At 39.6% G+C, this 19,138-nt stretch carries 19 protein-coding genes; 7 read left to right on the top strand and 12 right to left on the bottom strand.

Annotated features, from left to right (window positions below; translation table 11 throughout):
- Genes GO620_RS00300 through GO620_RS00285 form a run of 4 tightly spaced genes read right to left on the bottom strand, consistent with a single transcriptional unit; the run spans window position 1 to window position 5,891 of the window.
- A complete protein-coding gene (locus GO620_RS00300) occupies window positions 1-1,878 on the bottom strand; it encodes an adenylate/guanylate cyclase domain-containing protein (RefSeq protein WP_157523364.1) in 1,878 nt (625 codons plus the stop codon).
- Window positions 1,875-3,830 carry an adenylate/guanylate cyclase domain-containing protein gene (locus GO620_RS00295; protein WP_157523365.1) on the bottom strand — a complete coding sequence of 652 codons (1,956 nt, stop codon included), beginning with the start codon at window positions 3,828-3,830 and terminating at the stop codon, window positions 1,875-1,877. The genes GO620_RS00300 and GO620_RS00295 overlap by 4 nt, the downstream gene beginning before the upstream one ends.
- Window positions 3,831-3,863: 33 nt before the next feature.
- Window positions 3,864-5,648, bottom strand: coding sequence for an adenylate/guanylate cyclase domain-containing protein (locus tag GO620_RS00290; RefSeq protein WP_157523366.1), 1,785 nt, complete (start codon window positions 5,646-5,648; stop codon window positions 3,864-3,866).
- A 6-nt stretch (window positions 5,649-5,654) separates the two neighbouring features.
- Window positions 5,655-5,891 (bottom strand): hypothetical protein, encoded by a 237-nt coding sequence (locus tag GO620_RS00285; RefSeq protein WP_157523367.1) that lies wholly within the window; start codon window positions 5,889-5,891, stop codon window positions 5,655-5,657.
- A gap of 147 nt (window positions 5,892-6,038) precedes the next feature.
- On the opposite strand from GO620_RS00285, the gene GO620_RS00280 reads away from it, so the two are divergent.
- Window positions 6,039-6,617 carry an HD domain-containing protein gene (locus GO620_RS00280; RefSeq protein WP_157523368.1) on the top strand — a complete coding sequence of 193 codons (579 nt, stop codon included), beginning with the start codon at window positions 6,039-6,041 and terminating at the stop codon, window positions 6,615-6,617.
- 12 nt (window positions 6,618-6,629) lie between these two features.
- On the top strand, window positions 6,630-7,499 hold the full coding sequence (locus GO620_RS00275; protein ID WP_157523369.1) for a YitT family protein: 870 nt from the start codon (window positions 6,630-6,632) through the stop codon (window positions 7,497-7,499).
- A 52-nt stretch (window positions 7,500-7,551) separates the two neighbouring features.
- On the opposite strand, the gene GO620_RS00270 is transcribed toward GO620_RS00275, so the two are convergent.
- The 3 genes from GO620_RS00270 to GO620_RS00260 all read right to left on the bottom strand — a co-directional run bounded on the left by GO620_RS00270 (window position 7,552) and on the right by GO620_RS00260 (window position 10,016).
- Window positions 7,552-8,547, bottom strand: coding sequence for a hypothetical protein (locus tag GO620_RS00270; RefSeq protein WP_157523370.1), 996 nt, complete (start codon window positions 8,545-8,547; stop codon window positions 7,552-7,554).
- Between the two features lie 382 nt (window positions 8,548-8,929).
- A complete protein-coding gene (locus GO620_RS00265; protein WP_198173499.1) occupies window positions 8,930-9,715 on the bottom strand; it encodes an SOS response-associated peptidase in 786 nt (261 codons plus the stop codon).
- 52 nt (window positions 9,716-9,767) lie between these two features.
- Window positions 9,768-10,016: a hypothetical protein gene (locus tag GO620_RS00260; RefSeq protein ID WP_200230441.1), complete on the bottom strand. Its 249-nt coding sequence runs from the start codon at window positions 10,014-10,016 to the stop codon at window positions 9,768-9,770.
- A 264-nt stretch (window positions 10,017-10,280) separates the two neighbouring features.
- On the opposite strand from GO620_RS00260, the gene dinB reads away from it, so the two are divergent.
- The 3 genes from dinB to GO620_RS00245 are packed head-to-tail and all read left to right on the top strand — an operon-like array spanning window position 10,281 to window position 14,613.
- On the top strand, window positions 10,281-11,438 hold the full coding sequence (gene dinB, locus GO620_RS00255) for a DNA polymerase IV (protein WP_157523373.1): 1,158 nt from the start codon (window positions 10,281-10,283) through the stop codon (window positions 11,436-11,438).
- A gap of 48 nt (window positions 11,439-11,486) precedes the next feature.
- Entirely contained in the window at window positions 11,487-14,384 is a 2,898-nt protein-coding gene (dnaE, locus tag GO620_RS00250) for a DNA polymerase III subunit alpha (protein WP_244139438.1), read from the top strand.
- Between the two features lie 4 nt (window positions 14,385-14,388).
- Window positions 14,389-14,613: a hypothetical protein gene (locus GO620_RS00245; RefSeq protein ID WP_157523375.1), complete on the top strand. Its 225-nt coding sequence runs from the start codon at window positions 14,389-14,391 to the stop codon at window positions 14,611-14,613.
- Between the two features lie 139 nt (window positions 14,614-14,752).
- On the opposite strand, the gene GO620_RS00240 is transcribed toward GO620_RS00245, so the two are convergent.
- On the bottom strand, window positions 14,753-15,295 hold the full coding sequence (locus tag GO620_RS00240; RefSeq protein WP_157523376.1) for a lipocalin family protein: 543 nt from the start codon (window positions 15,293-15,295) through the stop codon (window positions 14,753-14,755).
- Between the two features lie 127 nt (window positions 15,296-15,422).
- On the opposite strand from GO620_RS00240, the gene GO620_RS00235 reads away from it, so the two are divergent.
- On the top strand, window positions 15,423-15,665 hold the full coding sequence (locus GO620_RS00235; RefSeq protein ID WP_157523377.1) for a hypothetical protein: 243 nt from the start codon (window positions 15,423-15,425) through the stop codon (window positions 15,663-15,665).
- Between the two features lie 16 nt (window positions 15,666-15,681).
- Here the strand turns inward: GO620_RS00235 and GO620_RS00230 are convergent, their stop codons facing one another.
- Complete coding sequence (locus GO620_RS00230; protein WP_157523378.1) at window positions 15,682-16,455, bottom strand: DNA-formamidopyrimidine glycosylase family protein; 774 nt, start codon at window positions 16,453-16,455, stop codon at window positions 15,682-15,684.
- An 11-nt stretch (window positions 16,456-16,466) separates the two neighbouring features.
- Window positions 16,467-16,694, bottom strand: a complete 228-nt coding sequence (locus GO620_RS00225) for a hypothetical protein (protein ID WP_157523379.1) — start codon at window positions 16,692-16,694, stop codon at window positions 16,467-16,469.
- Window positions 16,695-16,765: 71 nt separating this feature from the next.
- On the opposite strand from GO620_RS00225, the gene GO620_RS00220 reads away from it, so the two are divergent.
- The gene (locus GO620_RS00220; protein ID WP_157523380.1) at window positions 16,766-17,662 is read left to right on the top strand and encodes a DUF72 domain-containing protein; all 897 of its coding nucleotides are present in this window, start codon (window positions 16,766-16,768) and stop codon (window positions 17,660-17,662) included.
- Here the strand turns inward: GO620_RS00220 and GO620_RS00215 are convergent.
- Together GO620_RS00215 and GO620_RS00210 are read right to left on the bottom strand one after the other, a co-directional pair.
- Window positions 17,648-18,769, bottom strand: a complete 1,122-nt coding sequence (locus GO620_RS00215; protein WP_157523381.1) for an aminotransferase class I/II-fold pyridoxal phosphate-dependent enzyme — start codon at window positions 18,767-18,769, stop codon at window positions 17,648-17,650. The two genes, GO620_RS00220 and GO620_RS00215, sit on opposite strands and share 15 nt — an antisense overlap.
- 5 nt (window positions 18,770-18,774) lie before the next feature.
- A complete protein-coding gene (locus GO620_RS00210; RefSeq protein WP_157523382.1) occupies window positions 18,775-19,089 on the bottom strand; it encodes a hypothetical protein in 315 nt (104 codons plus the stop codon).
- Window positions 19,090-19,138: the final 49 nt, after the last annotated feature.

Raw genomic sequence — 19,138 nt, 5'->3', positions numbered from 1 at the left:
CTAAGCTGATGTGATATTTGGCTTTGAAATTTCGCCCACAAAATACATTTTCAATTTTCCTTTGTTCTTCGCATCAATTTCCCCTCTGTACTGACAATTAAATCTTGTTTTTATCAAGTCGTAGGTTTTTTCTGATATGTTAATTTTTCCCGGAACGCTATTTTGTTCCATTCGAGCAGCTGTATTTACAGTGTCGCCCCAAATATCATATGCAAACTTTTTAACGCCTACAATTCCGGCTACAACACTGCCACTATGAATGCCTATCCGGATATCGAAGGTTCTATCGCCAAGCTGTGCTTTGCGATTTTCTATGAACTGACTTATTTCAATCGCAGCGAGAACCGCGTTATCTGCATGTTCAACGTCCGCTATTGGAAGTCCCGCGACTGCAAGATAAGCGTCTCCAATTGTTTTGATTTTTTCAATTTTGTGGTTGGTGATGATTTCATCAAATGCTTTAAAGCAGTAATGTAACTCGTTTACCAATTCTTTTGGAGTAAGTGTCTCACTAATTCCCGTAAAGTTGACAAAGTCTGTAAATAGTACGGTAACCTCATCAAATAAACGTGCTTCTGAGCCGCCACTTGTTTTTAATTCCTCGGCAACATCAGCAGGAAGAATATTTAATAGCAAGTTATCCGAACGTTTGTTATTATAAGCCGCTTTCCGGTAGTTTCGATATACAAAAAACGACAATATCAACAGGACAAAAATCCCTCCGGCAAAATAATAGCTTTGAATTTTCTTAACACGCAGTTCAGAAGATGTTAAACGTTGTCTAAATTTTAAAGAATCGGTTTGCTTTTGAAAATCATTGTTTAGTTGAGTCTCTAACATTCGTCTCACGACATTCTGATTTTCAAGGCTATCCCGGTCTATAATATATTGCTTATAATTTAAGTAAGCCTTTTTATAATCTTTTTGTGCACCATAAATTTCACTCAGATCTTTTAGCCCCTGGCTGATATTTGGCAAATATCCATCAGCTTGCTCTGACAGTTGAATAGATTTATCGATTGATGCGATAGCCTTTATAAATCTTTCTTTCGGCTCAACGCCAATTTTTACGAGGACATTATCAGGAGCGTTTGCATAAATTTTACCTAATGTGTTATAAATTTCACTGTTTACAAAGTAATTAAATGTGGCCTTTGTTTTGAGAAACAATGAGGCATAGATATATGCCTCAAGGTAACGCTGTAAATACATATTGTCTTTAGCAAGTTGTGCGTAGGCTAATCCCAATTGAAAGTCTTCCGCCTCTCCCTTTAATATTGTTTCAGCTTGATTGTCATAATTTAAAGCGATATCGTATTTTTTTAAATTATCTGAATAAACTTTGGCTATACGCGTCAAAACATCGCCAATTCTATCATTTCTTAATTCCTTGTTTTTTATTTGCCTTGCTATATTTAGCGCTTGATTATAAGTTTCTAGAGCTTTATTATATTCAACTAAAAATACATAAGAACCTGCCTTATGAATTAATGCATGAATTGTAGCAACCTTATCACCCAATTTTCTAGATAACTCCAGCGCTTTATTAATATCGTCAGACGCTTTTGCGTAATCATTTATTCGGCTGTGATAATGATTGATGAACAGATAGTATTCCAATTCATATTCAGGCAAATGTAACTTTTTAGCCAAAGTCTTCATTTTGGAAGATGTCTCGACCAACATCGCGTGATTACTTCCTAAAAAGGGTGAAACATCCGCATAAGTAAAATAAGCCCTTAATTTATTGCTGTCATCAGGCATGGACATAATCCCTGCTAGGGTCTTTTTTTGGTAATTGTTAGCATGGAATTTGGGGGCTTCTCCTGTAGCGCTAAAGGTGTATATTATCAGCAAAAGAAAATATAAAATCCTCATATTTCTCTTTCTGCAAAATACATCTTCAAAGCTCCTTTATTTTTTGCATCAATCTCTCCACGGTAATTAAAAACGAATTGGTCTTTAACTAGGTCATAGGTCCTTTCTGAAACATTAATTTTTCCAGGGACACTATTTTGCTCCATACGCGCAGCGGTATTTACCGTATCGCCCCAAATATCATATGCAAACTTTTTTACACCGACAATACCTGCTACCACTGGACCACTGTGTACGCCGACACGAACATCAAATGTCTTGTCTCCGACTAAGTCTCGTCTTTGTTTAACAAAGGATATTATCTCTAAGCCCGCCTTAATTGCATTTTTAGCGTGATATAAATCGGCGTTAGGTAGTCCCGAAACAGCAAGGTAGGCATCACCTATAGTTTTGATCTTTTCCATTTGATGCTTGACCATAATATCGTCAAAGGCTTTAAAACACTGGTGCAATTCATCTACCAGTTGCTTCGGGCCAAGCATTTCTCCAATGGCAGTAAAGTTTACAAAGTCAGTGAAAAGCACGGAAACCTCATCAAAGGATCGCGCATCAGCGCTACCTTTTTCTTTCAATTCCTCAGCGACATCTGCAGGGAGTATATTGAGAAGTAGGTTGTCAGATCTAGTCAGTGATCTGTTAAGTTCTATTGTCCGCTCAGCCACTTCAATTTCCAACTTAGCTTTCTGATGGGTAAGTATGTCCTGTTTTTCTTGTGAAAGTTTTTCAACCTCTTTTAGTTTGAATACCAGCAGTCGGCTTTTTTGAGCAAAAGTTTTACTTAAACAAAAAGAAATGCTTAAAGATATACCAAGTGTGATTCCGGCGATAGAAATATCATATATAAAACGATTTACTCTAACCCCATCGACATTTAAGTAGGTGGTGTAAATAAATAAACTGACAAATGAAATTAAAAACCCGATACCGATTATTATAGCTCCTCTTATTTTTAATAGCGCTGCTTTGAAAACTAAAAAAACGCTTGGAAATGAGGTAAATAACATCAGAAATGAAGTATATACTGCGGGAGTGTTAGAAAATATAGCAACAATTGCTAAAAGCAAATTTAATACAAGTATCAACCAACCAATTTTTTTGTAATTGAGATTAAATAAGTAACTAACTGCCTTAAATTGAAAATAACTGGCTATTGCAGCCAAGTTTGAAATAACACCAATAATTAAGTACCCAGTACTGTTAATGGTGACAAATGGTGTACCGTTCACGATATAACTGGCAAGGTAACATAGTGTTAATCCAGCAAAATGAATATTGGCGAAGTCAGATCGGTCAAAGTAAAATAAGAGGAAGTGAAAGATTGTGAGCAAGGTCAGGATGCCTATACAAATACCATCAATATAAGAGAGATGAAGTATGTTACTATAAATTCTATTGTTGATTTCTGGTAGTGTACATATAACAACTGCAGCAATACCCTGATACCCAGTTTCATTAAAATTGTTAAAAAACTTATCGCGTGCATATCTGATAGCAAGTGTCTGAACGCTATCACCTGTTACAGGTATACCTAGGGGTCTTACATCAAATACGGACTGACCACTATTGTCATTCAAGTTAATTATACCACGTCGTTCTATAAGCTTTCCATTTAAGTATATTTCGATAGCTGAAGCAGGATTATAAATATACAATGCGGTGCTGTGTGTCAATTGGGGCGATAAGCGAAATTTAAAGCGAATCCAGCCAACATGGTTTAGTATTCCCGGTGGAAGCATTGATAAGGGCAGGTACGGGTTTATCAGCTTCCATTGAGAATCATTATAAGTTGGGGCTGCGTATTCAGGCTTGTCTGCAGAAATCTGCTTCCACTGAAGTAGTCCCAGACCAAATTCCGGTATTTGCTTAATCTGCAAAACGGAGTCTGATTTTGTAGCAGCAATGGTTAGCCTAGTTACAAATAGCAATAGAAAAATTAGCGATAGTTTTTTCATCTCGGAAACGCTTTTTACATCTCATTTAGCGATTTATATACCATTTGCAAAATACATTTTTAAATTCCCTTTATTCTTAGCGGCTATCTCGCCACGGTAAGTAAAGCTAAACGTGTCTTTTACTAGTGCATAAGTTTTTTCAGATACATTAATTTTCCCTGGCTCACTATTTTGTTCCATACGCGCAGCGGTATTGACCGTGTCGCCCCAAATGTCATAGGCAAATTTTTTAACACCTACTATTCCAGCAACGACGCTACCACTATGCACACCAATACGAACATCAAATGTCTTATCACCCAATTGTTGTTTTCGCTTGCTAATAAATGCTGCTACTTCAATTGCTGCATTTATCGCGTTCGAAGCATGTTTACTATCAGGATTAGGAAGACCGGCAACAGCCAAGTAAGCATCTCCAATTGTTTTTATTTTCTCAATACCATATCTGGACATGATTTCATCAAATGCTTTAAAACAATAATGTAATTCATTTACCAACTCTTTTGGTGATAGCCATTCGCTAATTGTGGTGAAGTTTACAAAGTCTGTAAATAGCACCGTTACTTCATCGAATAAACGGGCTTCAGACCCGCCACTTGTTTTTAATTCTTCAGCTATATCTGCGGGGAGTATATTTTTAAGCAGGGAGTCAGACCTTTCCAGTGACTGATTAAGTTCGCGCGTTCGCTCCATCACTTCAGCCTCTAACATAGCCTTCTGATTTGTTAAAATATGTTGCTTCTCCTGTTCCTGGGCAATGGTTTGAGCGGAAAGACTTTCTACTTCTATTAAGGTAGACTTAAGCGTTCTGTTGTTTTGCGCCATCTGGAAAGCAAGGTAAAAGGACATGCCAATCGGAAAGCTTAAAAAAGATAAATTAAAAACGACGACTGCGAGAGTCGTTCCTTGGTCTAAGAATACTGACCACGTATTAAACACCATACATAAGGAAATGCCGGTAAGGATTAGAGTGGCGTCCTTTTTTTTATGCTTTACAGCCCATATCGCTATTCGGGCACTTTCGATAAGGCAGAGTATAGGGAAAATATTACTGCAGAAGATGTATGCTGCAATCTCGCTGTAATATTCACTTATAATACCACCGAGACCTACAATACAAAGCGAATAAAATATCATCCGGTTTTGAAAGTCGAACAATGCATAAACTGTCAGAATCAAAAAAAGATAGATGATGATAAATAAGATGGAAACAGAAAAGACTCCCCACATGAAAATACGAATATTGTCCATTGTTGGAGAGAATGCCCAGATCAGCAGGCTGATGGCAAACAACACACAAAACAGGGCGTAATAAAAATATACCAGCTTATATTGCGCCAATGATGCATTAATCATGTGCTCAGTGGCGAGTATCAGGAAAACCCCTATAATGATCGCTATCGTTATCAGACTATTCTTAGCTGAAGAATTCTCGGACCGCTGACTGATTATTGCATTTTGATAAGAATTTAATGTAAAAGTAAAAGTTGGTAAGGGGGTAAAATTCGGTGATAAATAAGGTATTCCCCCTACGTAGCCTAACTTAACTGCAATCACGTTATCAACTCCGGGCTTTAGATTGAGGGCTATTATTTCCGTCGTATTGGTGGCAGATGTTTCATTTGAATTTTTTGCTATAAAACCATTTTGCTTTACCAATTTCCCGTTTACGTAAATTTCTGAGGCCGCCATTCCTAATATATTTGCGGCCATAGGCCAACTGGTAGCTGAACTGTCAATCTTCAGGTGAAGTCTTCCCCAGCCTGTTCCGGACTTTTTTAGCTTTTCAAATTGAGTGATGTCTATACTTAGGTCCAAAATCGGCTATTCGCTATCGTCAAATTTTTCTTTTGACCAGCGGATATCACTACCCTCATGAAATCTCCAATTGACAAGCGAAATACCACTAGCAGGTATTTTGTGAGGGTGGTATTCAGGAATTGTTTTGTCTGCTGCTTTGACATTCGCTACTAATAGTTGCGAAATGAATAATAAACCTAGTATAATCAGATCATTTCCAAATGGAAAGGCTTTTGAGATTTTAAAATTTCTCTCATCCATAAATATAACAAGGTTGGTTGCTCACTGTCGATAATAAGATTGAAAGTGATTACCAATAATAACCATTATTTTTCAAAACTGAAATGTAGGTTTCTCGATTTTTTAATACAGATATTAATATATTAGAATTTTAATTTTATAGGTAGTATGAAATTTAAGAAGGCAGGTAAATTCATTATCAAGAAGTTAAGCAAAGAACTTCCAAGGCATTTATCTTATCACAGCGTTGAACATATACAAGATGTTTATAATTCGGCGGAGAAAATTGGTATTGATGAATGCATTTCTGTCGCTGATATGAAACTACTTTTAACAGCTGCCTGGTATCACGATTCTGGGTTTTTAAAAGGGGCTAAAGATCATGAAGAAGAATCCTGCCGCATTGCTAGAGAAGCATTGCCTATGTTTGATTACAGTGAAGCTGAAATTGACAAGATCTGTGGAATGATCATGGCCACCAAAATTCCGCAATCACCGAAAACTCATCTCGAGGAAATATTGGCAGATGCAGATCTGGACTATCTTGGCCGCGATGATTTTTTTACAATTGGTGATAAATTATACAATGAACTTTGTGTTTTCGGTTTTTTAGACAATGAAAACGACTGGAATAAATTGCAGGTCAAATTTCTAGAGAACCATAATTATTTTACCAAATCTGCTATTGCATTAAGGCAAGAAAAAAAACATCAACATTTGCAACAAGTGAAATCTAAAATTTCGTAGTTCCTGAAGTTTATGAAAAACTTACATTTACCGCAATGGCTGGCAGATATTTTATATACCAGCATTGGTATTCTTTTTTGCGGTTTTGCCCTAAAAGGATTTTTGGTTCCAAATCAATTTTTTGACGGAGGTGTAACCGGTATTTCGCTGATGCTACATGAACTTTATGAGTTCGACATCGCTTATGTTATCGTATTGGTAAATATTCCTTTCATCATTATGGGAGCTTTCCAGGTTGATAAATCTTTTGCTTTTAAAACCTTGGCCGCTGTCATTGCGCTAGGTCTATGTTTACACTTTGTACCTTATCCTCATATCACATCGGATAAACTTCTCGTATCCATATTTGGCGGGGTATTTATGGGTATAGGTGTTGGACTGGCAATAAGGGGTGGATGCGCACTTGACGGCATTGAGGTTTTGGCATTGTATACGGGCAAACGCATTAGTTTTACCATTAGCGAAATTATATTAGGGATAAACATTGTTATTTTTTTAATAGCAGCCGTTAAATTGGGACTTCCTACAGCATTATATTCTATACTTACTTATTATGCTGCTTCGAAAACAATAAGTTTTGTAATTGAAGGCCTTGAAGAATATACCGGAGTAACGATTATATCCGGTGAAAGCGAATTGGTAAAAAAAGCTTTGGTTATGGAGCTTGGCAGGGGCATAACCATTTATAAGGGCGAACGTGGTTTCTTAAAAAATAGTTTCGATGTAAGTCAACCTGCTGATATTGTTTTTACCGTGGTCACCCGACTGGAAGTTCGTAAATTGAGAAACTTAGTAAATGAAATAGACCCAAAGGCATTCATTTTTACAAGCACAATTAAAGAGGCAGCAGGTGGCGTTTTGAAGAAAAGAGCGAGGCATTAAAGATATTAATGTTACCACTTTTAGATCCCTTACAGCAGTTTCCACAGGTGAATTAGTGGTTTGTGTTTTTCTTAAATTTGGAATTAAGATACACTTCCATTTTATGGTGTAGTGGTGAAATCGTAAGCACCAAAATGCCAGATAGCAAAGACGCAGTAAACGTATTATTGATTTCAAAATGTTCATTGATGACATGAAGCAAATAATGTTCAGCTACATTATAGATTAATACTACTAAAATGAATAAAGAACCATCTACAACGGTACGTTTGATAATAAAACCTGTATCGAAGGTGTCCGCAAAGAACACACTCATAAACACCATTATAAATAACACTAAGCTCTTACAAATAGATATTACAGGATAAAATAAGGAAGTATGTAACGGAAGAAAAACACTTACAATAGCCGCTAACAATATAAGTATCACGTAACTCAATACTCCCCAGAATAACCAAAGTAAACTGTTCCTGCTACTAATAGCGTAACCGTTATAGCTTATGTATATATAACATAATCCAGTTAAGATAATACAAACATTCATTCCTAAAGGCGAAATATGCAAAACTTGCAATGTACTGCCCACTATAAACAAAAACAGAAATGCATACTTCCATAAATTTCCACGTTTTAGAAGAAACAACAGATAAGAACGCAAAGGCCTGAACCCGATTTTCTCTTTTACATCTTCTAAAGTTGTTTGCTGAGGAAAGTGTTGATTAGCCAGAACATATAAAACTCCTGTGAACGCAGCCTCGAGATTGTATAGCACTATGCGGAGCCACTTTAATACTATGGTGTTATATAGCCAACCGGCGTTCAAAATGTAGAATGCGATGAATAAAGCATATAAATATCGCCCTTGTGATTCCTTTGATCTGAACGCTATAAACGCAGCAATAATACTTAAACCTACAATTACAGTATTGCCTACAATAGATGCAATAGTTATGTTTCCTAAAGTGCTTAAATGAAAAGTTGATGCAACTACGGCTGCAAGACAGACTATGCGTGACGCATACTTCAAATTAGTTAATCTTTGAGGCATTTTAACTTAACGCTGTTTTAAATTAAGATTCTTAGTATCAGTCATTAAGCAAATATAAACGTGGGCAGGAGTTTTTAAAAGACATAATTGCAGTATATCCTAAACATGCAAATTGCCTATAGCTTAATATTACCAAGGAAATCAGTTAGAGAAGCTTTTGATAGACTTTTAGTCTTATCCCTTGATCATAAGGGCGGTAGGTTGTACAGGTGATTTGCTTATTGAGCTTCGAACATCTGTGTCAAGTCCATATATAATATCGCTTTCGTCCGGTTTATTTGTATCCCCAAAAAATAGAAATCATTTACACACTTTCTTGAGAAGTTTCTTGAAACTTATTTCGAAAGACGATGTACGTCATTTTTCCATTAAACGATCAGTATTATATAACGTCAAATTCCAACCAATTATCGTAAGATAGTTGTTCTGTGTCAATAGAAGTTGTCTCTATCTGGGTAAGATCCGCATAGTTAGCGGGTTCTGCATTTAATGTTGTCCTGTAACTTTTGTCGATCGTACAAAACTCCATTAATCTGGAAGGAATTTGCGTACGTGCGATATGAGACAATCGTTCCTTGTCAGGTTTTTCCATTAGCCATTCCCAAGCTAAATCTTCTGTCAAAATTGTCGGCATCCTCTTTTTAGAATTATGTATCTGTGCCATCACCATATTTGCATCGGTAATACCAAATGCAACAGTATTTACAAAAGTGCTGGTTTCAGGGTCGAGCCATTCGTTATAGAGACCCGGCATGTAGAAATATTCCTTGTCTTTAATAGTCAGCAGATAGGGATACTTGATGGTCTCTTTCAATTCTTGTCCTTTTTTGCCGATTTTAGGAACATGCCTCGATTCCACAATGCCGGTGGACAACACTAGGCAACGCCTGTTTTTAGCAGCATCGGCCCACATAGAACGTTTTCCATCTTCTTTGACAAAAAGATTTTCTGACTTGAAATTCAGCGTAGTATATTTTGCCCGGAAAATATTAGCTTCAGACCTGGTTTTAATAAAACCGGGTACATATCCCCATTCGGCCTGTAAGATATTAAAATCATTCCCGCCTGGTGCCATAACAAGAATGGCACATGGTGCATAGTTAAAGCCATTGTGTACTGCAATATTTAGAAAGTCATAATTTCTCACCGGCTTTGCCAGACTTTTCAATTCAATATATTCGGCCCTGGTGACCCGTTGCCCGTTATAATAGCACATCGTTCTATTTTATTTTATTCCTGATATACCCAGCAATTAACCTGCCGACTTCTTCGGCCTCCTGCTGCCTGCCTTCCGGGATCGATGTCCAAAATTTCTTGTCATAATTGTCCCTACCAACAATAACCGATAAAGGCTTTCTTCCATCCGTGAAATGAACCTGGAAAATCCTTCTGCCCCGGATTTCCGCTTCGATAACGTTAGCAGAACTTCCTTGGTAGCTAATTTCAAACGGTTGTTCCAAATCTCTCACTTTTATAAAATTAAAGGTTTTACCTGAAATTAAGATTACGCGCTAGCCAGATGCCAATTAAAATTTATTGATTTTAAAATCAGTCTGTTCCCAATCGGCAAGGCCGATTATAAAACAAATCAAAAATAGATTTTATTTACTAATATTTTTAGCATTAGTTTTGTTGTAAAATCTCTGGGCTGTTTTGAAGCGCCTTCCGAAACGCCCTGCACCCGAGTCAAATTGTTAATTCTAAAAGTAAATAATGTTATAAAAACACTACGCATGAGTACCGACCGTCAAATAATCCACATGGATCAGGATGCCTTCTTTGTTTCTGTTGAGGTAAGAAAGAACAGCCAGCTAACTGGGAAACCTGTGATCATCGGCAGTTTATCGGATCGGGGTGTGGTCACTTCATGCAGTTATGAGGCCAGGAAATTTGGAGTGCATTCTGCAATGCCCGCAAGACTGGCAAGGCAGTTATGTCCCCATGGCATCTGGATCAGGGGTAATATGGACGAATACTCTAAAGCATCTCATGAGATCACAGAAATCATTAAACAGCAGGTTCCGCTTTTGGAAAAAGCAAGTATAGATGAGCACTACATCGATATGACGGGAATGGATAAACATTATGGCACCTTGAAATGCGCAAAAGAGATCAGGGCAAATGTGATCAGGGAGACAGGCTTGCCGATATCATTCGGTTTGTCGGTTAATAAAACCGTGTCGAAAATGGCGACCAATGAGTGCAAACCCAATGGCGAGCTAAGCGTAGCTAAAACCGGCGTGCAACCTTTTTTAAATCCACTCTCCATTCGTAAGATACCAGGCCTGGGCGAAAAGACATTCATCAAATTGAGTGACATGGGTATCCGGAGAATACACACGCTTTCCGAGGTGAGCCCTGAATACATGACCAGTATTTTGGGTAAGAACGGTATCTGGCTACTGCAAAAAGCCAAAGGGATTGATGAATCCCCCGTTATACCCTATCACGAAGCAAAAACGATAGGTACACAATCTACTTTTCATCAGGACAGCATCGATGTCGATACGATTAATCACCTGCTCACTTCAATGGTGATGGAACTTGCCTTTGAATTACGACAAAACAGAAAACAAACAGCCTGCATTACCGTGACTCTACGTTATTCAACATTCGAAACGGTGACCAAACAGGCAAAAGTACCTTACACCGCTTTGGACAGGGTGCTGATCGTTAAAACGAAGGAACTCTTTAAACAGCTATACCAAAAAAGGCTGCTTATTCGTCTTGTGGGGGTCCGTTTGTCTGACCTTGTCAGTGGCTTCGAGCAGATCGATCTTTATAGCGAATCAGAGGAACAATACAGCTTGTGCCAGGCTATGGACAAAATCCGCCGAAGGTTTGGACCCGGATCAGTAAAACTGGCGTCGAGCATCGATTTAAACCTATAGGCAATGTACCTGAACGTCCATTCCCAATACAGTTTAAGGTACGGCACTATGTCCGTTGCCAGTCTCGTCGAAGAGGCAGCAGCCAGGGGTATCACCCAAATGGCGCTTACAGACATCAATAATTCAACAGGACTGATTGAGTTTATGCGGGAGTGTGATGAACAGGGTATCAAACCCATTGCCGGCATTGAATTTCGGAGGGATAAACGGCTTTTGTATATCGGTATTGCACGTAACAGAGAGGGTATGCGGGAACTTAACGAGTTCCTCACCGAACATAACCTGGAAAAAAAGCCGTTGCCGGATCGGGCACCATCGCTCGTAAACGCCTACATTATTTATCCTTTTTGGTACCCTGGTGAGCTAAATCCAAACGAATACATAGGAATACGCTTTGATGAGCTCAACAAGCTTTATGGAAAAGACCTCAAAGCATTGAAAGACAAACTGGTTGCCTTGCAACCTGTCTTTGTGCTCGACAAAGTCGAATATCGCTTACACGAATATCTTCGAAGTATAGATCTTAACAGTGTTTTGTCGCTTGTAAAACCTGAAGATAAATGTCTTCCTACCGACATGTTCCTTCCTCCAGGCCAAATGGAAGCTAAATATTCCAGATATGCCTTTATTCTCGATAATACGCGTGAACTGATGGGCAGGTGCGTGATGGATTATCCCAGGGGAAGGATCAATCTTAACCGCAGAACTTTTACAGGCAATAAAAAGAACGACAGGGAATTGCTGGAAAAACTTGCTGTCAGTGGCCTTGAATACCGTTACGGGAAGAACAATAAGGAAGCACAGCGGAAGGTCCGGCATGAACTGAAAGTTATTTATGAACTGGACTTTTGCGCCTATTTCCTAATCACCTGGGATATCATCCGTTATTCAACATCGCAGGGCTATTATCATGTCGGCCGGGGTTCAGGGGCAAACAGCATTGTTGCCTATTGCCTGAGAATAACCGACGTCGACCCGATCGAACTCAATTTATATTTCGAACGCTTTTTGAACGCACAGCGTACGTCCCCGCCAGACTTCGACATCGATTACTCATGGGATGAACGGGAAGATGTACAGGATTACATTTTTAAGCGCTATGGGAGCCAGCACACGGCGCTGCTCGGCACGATGTCGACTTTCAAAGACCGTAGTATCATCCGGGAGATCGGGAAAGTAATGGGCTTGCCCAAACCGGAAATCGACAGCTTTACCGATCCTCGTAAAGCCGCTGAAAACAGGAACAATCCAACGTTTAGAAAAATCACCGCGATTTACGAGCGCATGTCCGATATGCCTAACCAGCGTTCGATCCATGCCGGGGGCGTGCTCATCACCGAAGAGCCGATTACTTATTATACTGCATTGGACCTGCCCCCCAAAGGTATGCCGACAGTGCAATGGGACATGTATGAGGCAGAGAAGATAGGGTTCGATAAATACGACATACTAAGCCAGCGCGGCATCGGGCATATCAAAATGGCAGTAAAACTGGTTGAAGATAATCATCAGCGTAAGATCGATATTCACCAGGTTAAAGCTTTCATGAGAGACCCGAAAGTGAATGCACAACTGAAAACCGGGGACACCATAGGGTGTTTTTATATCGAATCTCCGGCCATGCGGCAACTAATCAGGAAACTGGACTGCGAGGACTACCTGACCCTTGTGGCGGCAAGTTCGATCATCCGTCCCGGTGTTGCCAGCTCGGGGATGATGGGTGAATATATTAAATACCACCATGCTCCCGAAACCGTCAATTATTTGCATCCGGTGATGAAAGAACAGCTTGAGGAAACTTACGGCGTGATGGTGTACCAAGAGGATGTGATCAAAATCTGTATTCATTTTGCGGGTATGGACGGAACTGACGCTGATATCCTCAGGCGTGGTATGAGCGGTAAGTATCGTTCAAAAAAAGAGTTTGACCGCCTGGTCGAACGTTTTTTTTCGGAAGCCAAAAAGCTGGGCAGGCCTGATGATGTTGTAGCGGAAGTATGGCGGCAAGTTTCGTCTTTTGCAGGCTACAGCTTTAGCAAGGCGCATTCAGCAAGCTTTGCAGTAGAAAGCTACCAGAGCTTATTCCTGAAAACGTATTATCCAAGGGAATTCATGGTTGCCGTATTAAATAATTACGGCGGCTTTTACGCCCGTTACCTCTACGTTCATGAGCTCAGAAAAGCAGGTGCCCGCGTGCATCTACCCTGTGTGAATAACAGCGACAGTATAGTCAATATTAGCGGAATCGATGTCTACCTCGGCTTTGTCGGTATCCACGGACTCAACGAAACCTTTATCAACCTAATCCCGGAAGACCGGAGGGAAAATGGCTGCTATGTAAGTCTTGAAGACCTGATCAAAAGAACAGGTATAGGGCTGGTGCAGGTAGTTATTTTGATTCGCGTTGGCGCGCTTAGGTTTACCGGTAAAAGCAAGAAGATATTGCTTTGGGAAGCGCATCTTTTAATGGGTGCAAAAGTAAGGGTCAGCAATGAACCTGAATTATTTGCGATGGAGGCAAAAAATTACAGCTTACCGGTATTGGAGAATACCAGGCTTGAAAACACTTATCATGAACTTGAATTATTAGGCTTCCCAGTTAGCATGAGCAGTTTTGAACTGCTGCAAACGAATTACCGGGGTGAGATCGGAGCTAATGACATGATCAATCATATTGGCCAAAAAGTTAAGATGGTCGGATGGTATGTCTGTGAAAAGACGGTACGCACCAAGACAGGCAAACTGATGTGGTTCGGATCTTTCCTGGATGTTGAAGGTAATTTTTTTGACACAGTACATTTTCCTAATACGACAACAGAATATCCTTTTACCGGCGCAGGTTGCTACCTCATTGAAGGAAAGGTGGTGATAGAATTCGGTTTCGCAAGTATTGAAGTTTTCCAATTTGGCAAACTGCAGATCTTAAATAACCCAATTATAGATTAAGCAGATGGACAGAATCAATTTTAGCTGTGAATTGTCGGGAAAGGTTGCAGACATTCAACTGGACATTAAAAAAATACCGGGTGAACACCAGCCATGCTACATGGTATCAGTTGACGGCCTTTTCAAAGGATATTTAAAAAAGGATACGTCCGGACAGTTTGATCAGTTTATGAGCCCTCAGCTTTCAGACGAAGATCTCGCGATGATCAACAAGTATTTTGCCAAGTAAAATCCCTGAACATAAAACTTAAGCAGCTATACGCTTCGTCGGTAAGAATGTAAATTGCCTTGCAGCTGCTTTATCTTATTTTTTAGTCTCTATGCAGGAATTCAAGTCACGTCATCAAGATGGATAGAGATATGTTTTGTTATCTCGCCTGATTGGTCCATACCAGCTTACTAACATCGTAGCCGAGATTTTTTGCCTGTTTTAGGTAGCGGGTAATATACGTTGCAGGCATTGTGGGTTCTCTCGATAACAACCAAAGGTATTTCAGGTTATTTCCAGCAACCATAGCATATTTATAATCTTTGTCAATTGCTATAACGTTATAACCTGCATAAAAAGGGCCGAAAAATGATACTTTCAACCTGCCTTCATAGTCCGAACCGACAAATTTGGCTTTACCGATACTTTCTTTCCATTTTTTTTGCACCGTATCATATCCTTTGTTATCGACCCGAATACTCTTATCATCATTCAATGAATAGGTCGCGGTAACATGATCCAGATTTTTTTCAAACCTGAAATCGAAGCGTGCTATCTCATACCATGTTCCCAGGTAGCGATCTTTATCGAAATGATCTACTGCAACTGCACCTTTGGGAAGGGTCGCGCATGAGGAAAACGCCACGATGACGGCTGCAACCCCGGCACCCGCTAAAAGTATGTGTCCTTTATTAATTTTCATAAAGAAAGAACCTTAACTTTCTATCAATGTTTTCAGCGGGAGCCATGTAGAAAAATTCGCGGCACAAGAATTGACTGTTTCCTATCGAACCCAAATCAAATATTAACCGCAAAAGCAAATTGTTGCCATGAACACTGAAATTGATGTAAACATAGACGGGCGAAAGCTCCTTGCTATACCCCAGGATGCCCACCCAGACTATGAAGGAAACGAGCCTTCAGGCGTATTTGAAATCAAAGAAGGTAAGCTCAGTCATGGATTTATTACCATGAATGAGAGCGACTGGGAATATGATGATAGAGGCGATCTATCCTACATAGAAGTCGAGGCCATTGCAGAAGCTATACAGTTCAGCCACCGGGCTAAATAGTGCCAGAGCCGAACATTTATTCAAAAAGTTTCTGGGATGCCGTATAATAGGTTTTCCGCTTATCGATCTCGGCCTTTAATATGTCCTCACCGGATAAAGTCTTGGCTTGCTTTGGCCGGTGTACTTGAAGAAAATCTCGCTCCTTTTCACTTATCGTATCTGGAAAGTTGCCTTCAATATGATCTTCAGCCTTTTTTAAAACAGATTTTATAGACTTTGCAATGGCCATTATTGCTTTTGGCGGCAGCTTGTCAGCTTTTGAAAAGGGCGATATTTGGGCATCATACAAGATCTCGTCCACATAAGCATTTCCAATACCGCCAACAGTTTTACCGTCTGTTAATACAGTCTTAATGTAGTGGGAGGTTTTAGCACAAGCGGTCTCCAAGTATTTTGCTTTAACATCGAGTGCGTCGGGCACCTTAACAGGATCCGGGTTGAGTTTAAGCATAACCGCTTTTTGCCAGTCAGTGATTGCTAATCCTAGATTTTTGCCGAAATGAAGTTCTGCAATGCTAAACTTATTTTCGTTTTTTTCTTCGAACCAATAGAGCGTACCATGCAACATCAAATGGATACCGAGAACAGTACCATTGTTAAATTTGAAATGGAGCTCTTTGCCAACCCGCTCAATCCCTACCAATATGTGTCCCTCAAGCGCTTTTGCTAGGTCGTCCGAGGATACTTTAAGTTGCCTAGTAATCAGCACTACTACGTTGGACAATCGTTTGCCTACGAGCCTTTTTGAGAGGTTCTTAACGAATATGTTTAAATCAGGTATTTCCGGCATATAAATCTCTTTTAGAGATATCGGCTTTCGATCTTGTCACCAATTGTTTCAGTAATGTCGGCCGGTAGCTTTTCGCCGGATATCTGCACCCAAATATCACTATCATTAGTTGCTACAGTAGCAACAAAGTCACCGTTAAAAAACACGTCGTAAGAGCCGTCGTGCATCTTTACTTCACAATCAGTATCTCTTCCCTGGAAAGGGATATTGAAGCTAAAAGATGGTATTTCGTTTTCCATAGTTAAATATATTTCGATGCTTAAATTTTCGCACATTTGTTTTTGATCATTAATAGAACGGTAATTAAGACATGAAGTTTGGCGCCACTGAAGAAGATTTAACCAACATTGATTTTACGTTACCAGCAGACGGGTTTACAACCGAAAAAGTATTGACCGGCACAAAAGCCGAAAAGTTTAACGTTTGGGTTGGCACACCAAAATGGGGCGCAGCGAGCTGGAAAGGCAAAATTTATCCCCCTAAAATTAAGGAGGGGGAATTTTTAGATCATTATGTCAGTATTTACAATGCCATAGAATTTAACCCCACGTTTTATAAAATCTTTACAGCAAAAGTAATTTCTAAATGGGCAAGTAAAGCAAAACATCAATCCGGTTTTAAATTCTGTCCTAAATTTCCACAGGCAATAAGCCATGTCAGACAGCTTAAAAATGCTGAAACGCAGACGAAGGAATTTTATGCTGGAGTGGAGGTCTTTGGAGACAACTTAGGCCCTTTATTTCTGCAGTTGAGTGACAACTTTTCACCTAAAGGGGTTCAATATTTAAAGGATTACCTGACTGTTCAGCCCAAAACGCATAAAGTTTGTGTCGAACTACGCCACAAAGATTGGTACGTTAACAAAAAAGTGTTCGAAGATATTATGCATTTTTTGTATGATCATCAAATAGGAACTGTCATATCCGACACCGCCGGCCGCCGTGACTGCATGCACATGAATTTGACAACAACTGATGCATTTATCAGATTTGTTGGTAATGACCTGGCGCCTAGCGACTATACCCGAATGGATGATTGGGTTAATCGTATCAAGCAATGGGCAGAACAAGGTTTAGAAAATCTCTATTTTTTCGTCCATATAGACGATGAACAATTAACTCCCGAGGCCAGCATTTATTTTATCGAAAAATTGAACACGACGCTTGGCACCAATCTGCAGGTGCCTCAAATGCTACAACTGTTTTAGGTCATTAAGGCAGTCAGCTAACAGCTTTATCTCTTTGTATGTGTTATAACTATGAAGGCACACCCTAAGCCTTTCACCCCCAACAGCTACAGTTGGACTTAGGATCGGACGGGCGTCAATGCCACTTGCTAGAAGTAAGTTGGACATCGCTTTGGCATCTGGATTACTGCCGGCTCGTATTCCTTGGATAGCGCTTACACTTCGGGTTACCAACTGATCATCGCCAAAACATGAATTAAAATAAGCAATGTTTGCGTGTAATTGCTTTCGCTCACTAATTGCGCCGGTAAGCATTTCATAGGCGCATTTAATAGATGCAAGTTGATGAAGTGGTGCTGCAGTAGTGTATATAAATGAACGGGCAAAGTTTACCAGATAATCAACCAATAATTTACTGCCCAAAATTGCAGCTCCATGAACGCCCATTGCTTTTCCATAGGTTATGACACATGCAAACACATCATCCTGCAAGTTCAGTTCATTAATTATCCCCTTTTTGAATACACCGATTGCATGAGCTTCGTCAACAATCAGATTTGCGTGGTACTCTTTGCAGAGTTTAAGAATACTGATCAGATCTGGCGTATCGCCGTCCATAGAATATACGCTTTCAACAACAACATATATATTGCCTTTGGCGGCTCTTAATTTATCTGTCAGGCTGGCCAAATCATTATGCTTAAAAGAATAACGGTTTGCATTACTTAATCTAATTCCGTCAATAATTGACGCATGAATAAATTCATCTGCAATAACCGTGTCACCACGTTGCGGTAACGCCGAAAACAATCCGATATTGGCATCGTAACCGGAATTGAAATGTAATGCCGAGTGATACCCATGATATTGCGCAATCGATTGTTCCAATGCTTCTGCATACGCTGAATTACCCGTAAGCAACCTGGAGCCGGTTGCTCCATTCGAAGTGTTAATCCGAACCATTTCACTGGCTATTTTATTTTGCAGCGCTTCTGATTTGGAAAACCCCAAATAATCGTTTGAAGTAAAGTCTACCCTGTTGTGCGCAACCAGATTGAGTGCGCGCAAATTTCCTGCAACGTTTCGTTCGTTCAGTCTATTTAGAATATTGATATCTGCAGGATGCATGCCGCTCAAAGATTGCCGGTTCCGTTTGTTTTTATTGCTTCTGAAAAGATCTGTTCACCTGATAAAACAACCTCCGGACAATTGGCTTTAATCGCGATAAAAAAGTCACCATTTTGGTCGACCTGCATATGGAAACGCTTTTTAAGACCTTCATCAATATAATAGACCTGAAAAAGCTGAAGTTTTATCGAATTTACGGTACGGAATTCAAACTCTACTCCGGCATACTCGTATTTAAAATTTTTCAAGTAGTAAAAATACACAGTTTGCAGCACCAGTTTACCTTCGTTATGAAGTTTTAACAATCCGAGAATTCTCAACAACCTTTGATTCTATTCTATAAAACCAGGGTATCAATGTAATGGGAGC

The sequence above is a fragment of the Mucilaginibacter ginkgonis genome, assembly GCF_009754905.2.
In the GTDB taxonomy this organism is placed as follows: domain Bacteria; phylum Bacteroidota; class Bacteroidia; order Sphingobacteriales; family Sphingobacteriaceae; genus Mucilaginibacter; species Mucilaginibacter ginkgonis.
Note: the sequence above shows the minus strand (reverse complement) of the source record. Positions and strands in the feature narration are given on the sequence as shown.